This is a genomic window from Methylobacterium sp. WL7 (genome assembly GCF_008040085.1).
Classification (GTDB): Bacteria; Pseudomonadota; Alphaproteobacteria; order Rhizobiales; family Beijerinckiaceae; genus Methylobacterium; species Methylobacterium mesophilicum.
Genome location: NZ_VRVG01000236.1, coordinates 1 through 3,887 on the forward strand (window position 1 = coordinate 1; position 3,887 = coordinate 3,887).

General features: G+C 59.8%; 1 protein-coding gene and 3 pseudogenes. 1 reads left to right on the forward strand and 3 read right to left on the reverse strand.

The window, feature by feature from the left end; genetic code table 11:
• Positions 1–656: pseudogene (locus tag FV233_RS28525) on the forward strand (DDE-type integrase/transposase/recombinase); the annotation flags it as partial.
• Positions 657–659: 3 nt separating this feature from the next.
• Here the strand turns inward: FV233_RS28525 and FV233_RS28530 are convergent.
• From FV233_RS28530 to FV233_RS28540, 3 genes and pseudogenes are all read right to left on the reverse strand, one after another.
• A pseudogene (locus tag FV233_RS28530) lies at positions 660–1,487 on the reverse strand (IS5 family transposase).
• A 251-nt stretch (positions 1,488–1,738) separates the two neighbouring features.
• Positions 1,739–2,521 (reverse strand): glycoside hydrolase family 16 protein, encoded by a 783-nt coding sequence (locus tag FV233_RS28535; protein ID WP_238263127.1) that lies wholly within the window; start codon positions 2,519–2,521, stop codon positions 1,739–1,741.
• Between the two features lie 393 nt (positions 2,522–2,914).
• Positions 2,915–3,683 (reverse strand): annotated as a pseudogene (locus FV233_RS28540) (IS5 family transposase).
• Positions 3,684–3,887: the final 204 nt, after the last annotated feature.

A 3,887-nucleotide genomic window follows, 5' to 3' on the forward strand; every position in this document is an offset into this window, starting at 1 on the left:
TTGGAGAAGCTGATTCTAAAGGAGGCCGCCTCGGGAAACTTCTGAGCCCGGCACGCCGCCGGGCATGTGTCGACTTCGTCGTTGCCGAGCACGGCGTGTCGGAACGCTTCGCTTGCCGTGTCCTGGGTCAGCACCGCTCGACACAGCGCAAGCGCGCCGTGGTGGTCGAAGACGAGGCCGAACTGACCGTCGCCATCTTCGCGCGGGCTCTCCAGTATGGGTGATACGGCTACCATCGGATCACCGCGCTGCTCCGGCGCGATCGCTGGACGGTCAACGTGGAGCGGGTCGAACGGATCCGGCGGCGGGAGGGGCTCAAGGTTCCAGCGCGACAGCCGAAGTGGGCCCGCCTCTGGCTCAACGACGGCTCGTGCGTGCGCTTTCCGCCAGATCGACCCGCCCATGTCTGGTCGTACGACTTCGTCGAGCAACGGACGCATAACGGTCGCAAGTACCGGATGCTGAATGTACCCAATGAGTTCACCCGTGAGTGCCTGGCGTTCCGCGTATCACGTAAGCTGAAGGCGCACGATGTGATCGCAGTCCTCTCGGATCTATTCAGCCTGCGTGGTGTGCGCGGCCATATCCGCTCGGACAATGGGCCTGAGTTCATCGCTCGATGTGTCCGAGATTGGATCGCAGCGGTGGGCTTAGAGCGCCTAACAGAACCGTCTGATCTGGTTGAGGGTGATGAGGCTGACGGCGAGGCTCGTGAAGGCCTCGTAGATGTCTGCGCGTCGCTCGTAGCGGATGGGCAATCGACGGAATCGGTTGAACCAAGCGTCGGTGCGCTCCACGACCCAACGATGACGACCGAGTTTCTCGCTGCTCTCGATGCCCCTACGTGCGATGCGCGGCACGATCCCCCGCACCCGGCACTCCTGGCGGCGGGGTCTGGCATCGTAAGCCTTGTCAGCGTGCAGCTTGTCTGGACGACGTCGCGGTCGTCCGCGCCGACCGCTCCGCACAGACGGGATGGCATCGAGGGTGGCCGCCATCATGACGGTGTCGTGCCGGTTGGCACCGCTCAGGCAGAAGCCGATGGTTCGACAAGCTCACCATGAGGGGCGTGCCGCGCGCAACGGTGACGAGATGGCGCTTCGTGCCTGGCTTGCCCCGGTCCGTCGGGTTCGGGCCGGTGGCAGCCCCCCCTTTTTGGCCGGGACAGACGCGCTGTCCAGGCAAGCCCGGCTCCAGTCGATCTCCCCTGCTGCGTGCAGGCGCTCCAGCAACACGTCATGCAGACGGCTCCAAACGCCCGCCGCCTGCCAATCCCGCAGTCGCCGCCAACAACTCATGCCGGAGCCGCAGCCCATCTCGGCCGGCAGCATTTCCCACGGTAGCCCCGAGCGCAGCACGAACAGGATGCCCGTGAGTGCGGCCCGAGTCTCAATTGGACGACGCCCGCCCTTCGGACGCGGCCGAGGCGGCGGGAGGAGCGGAGCGATCTCATCCCAGAGATCATCGGGGAGAAGCAGTCTGGCCATGCCAAACCAACGCTGAAAACCCCGCTCGGTGCCGTTCTGTTAGGCGCTCTAAATCTAGCGCCGTATTCTACGCATTAGAGAGCGTCAACACATCCTTGATCTCGCAAGTCACAAGGTAGCCCCAAAGTGATCCGAGCCTTCAACAGCACATCAACTGAGCTGGTTTATGCGCGAATCCAAGGTCAAACGGCAGCGAACACGATTTTTCAGAGAAGCGCTCCCATCGCGCGTATATGGCTAAGCCGTCTGCGTCATTCTTTGCAGGTCGCGTCCTGTTTCTGCTCGTCAGGGGCGAAAGCGTAGATATAATCAATAAGTAGATCGGAGGGATTCGGAGTCTTGTCAATCGGCCAGCCCGACCCGAGCGCGAGATTAGCAAGAATCATAAGCGGTTTAGTATGTTCACGGGGCGTCGGCGCTCGGCCTATCTCGCGCCGATCTAGATAGAAAACTATCGACTCCTTGGTGACGTCTACGCCGTAAGTGTGGAAATCGCTGCTCAGCGATCCGCTTGGTACAGAGGTAATAATATCGCCGCTGCGCTGATTCTTAGGGTCAGTCTTATCCCAAACATGCCAGACGGAATGAAATCCGTCCGGAAACTGACCGTAATACTCGATGACGTCGATTTCAACTGAGGGTGTTTTATCGTCTTTCGGGCTGTTGGATGCTAGCCAGAAAGCGGGCCATACGCCGGGGCCTGACGGAAGCTTCATACGCGCTTCGAAATAGCCGTACATTAGGGCGAAGCCGGCCGTCGTCGGGTCAGCCGAAGAGAGGAGGCCAGACGTCCACTTACCGTTATCCTGTTTGCGGGCTCGGATCTTCAGAATTCCATCGTTGACGGTGAACGGGGCATTCTTCTCGGGATCAGCGAAGATATCGACGGGATCGATGAATTGTGCATCGCCGAAATCACCGTTCCAAGGCGTATGAGCCGACCATTTGGTGCGTTCGTTGTTAGATCTTGATACGCTCAAATTATTGAAATCGTCTCCCCAGATCTTCTTAAAGCGGCAGAGCTGTAGCGGCACGCCTTGAGCTTTGAGGGGCCGGCACCCCACGACAGTGACGAGCCCGACGAGGGCTACGACGACTAAAAATACCCAATCATTCCGCGTTGATCGTGAGCCCATTCGTTCCACCAGATTTTGAAGGGATTATGGCTTTTGATATTTGCATCCTTATAGCAATAATTTGCTTTTGGTCTATAGTGAAGGTTTGAAAGAATGGTGAGCTCGCACTGGGGCGCAGGGTCTGCAATAGTACGCGTGAAGTCCAGAAATGCTTCCGTATTAATTCGTGTCGATCATAAGCAATACGCCCGATCACGATGTTTAGTCTGGATGGTTTACTGGGCTGCGTTACGCGTTTGTTATAGGCATTGAAGTAAAAATAAAAGATATGTTTCTAGGGTCTGGGCTTGATCAGCACGAGAACGCGATTACGGCAGCGAGATCGACTGCTAAGGTGTAGTTACGGGCGAGCTTGTTCGAGCTTGTTGTAGCGGGGGGCGATGCGGCGGAAGTCCTTGGGGTGGTTAAAGGTTGCCTCGATGCGCCAGTGTTCGCTGTAGCGGCGCTTGTCGTGGCGGATCCTCTTCTTCCGACCGCGTTTGCCCGGGATGATCGAGCTTTATGCTATTGGCGCGCAACTCGGCCCGCATCAAGTCAGCGTCGTAGCTCTTGTCCGCGGCTAGGCGGTGGATCCGGCCGGTTGTCTCAGCCGGTATGGCTGCGGCGGCGGAGACTTTGACGGCGTTGCCCGGCGTCAGCAGGAGGACGCCGGGCCGGCCGAGGACATCGGTGAGCGCGTAAATCTCGGTTCTCTGGCCGCCGCGCGACGGGCCGATGACGTGCGCCTTCGCCCCCCTTCAACGCCATGGGCCGAGCGATGCGCCCGCACGTAGGTGCTGTCGATTGCCGTCGCCTCGCCCGACAATCCGGCTTTGGCCAGCGCTGCCAGCATGGCCTTCCAGAAGCCGCGCCTGGACCAGCGGTTGAAGCGGTTGTAGACGGTGGTGCGCGGGCCATACGCGGCCGGTCAGTCGCGCCAGCGGCAGCCGGAAGTGAGCACGTGCAGGATGCCGGATATGATCATCCGGTCGTCCTTCCGCGCCGGTCCGGGCTGATCCGTCGGCATGAACGGTTCGATCACCGCCCACTGCGCATCCGAGAGCCAGAACAGGTCTGCCATCGCCGCCTCCGTACTGCATGCGGCGGCCCTGAATCACGAAAGCGCAAAGCTCGTAAGAGCTTGGTGCGGTTCACACTCTAGCATTACAGTTGCATTTTTGGCGAGGTTCTGACTCTCTGCGTCACCATGATTCGCGCATCATGGACATCGGGGACCTCGATCGAGGCGACGTTGGAGTTCTGGGCCTCGTCGCTGCGGGAGGTG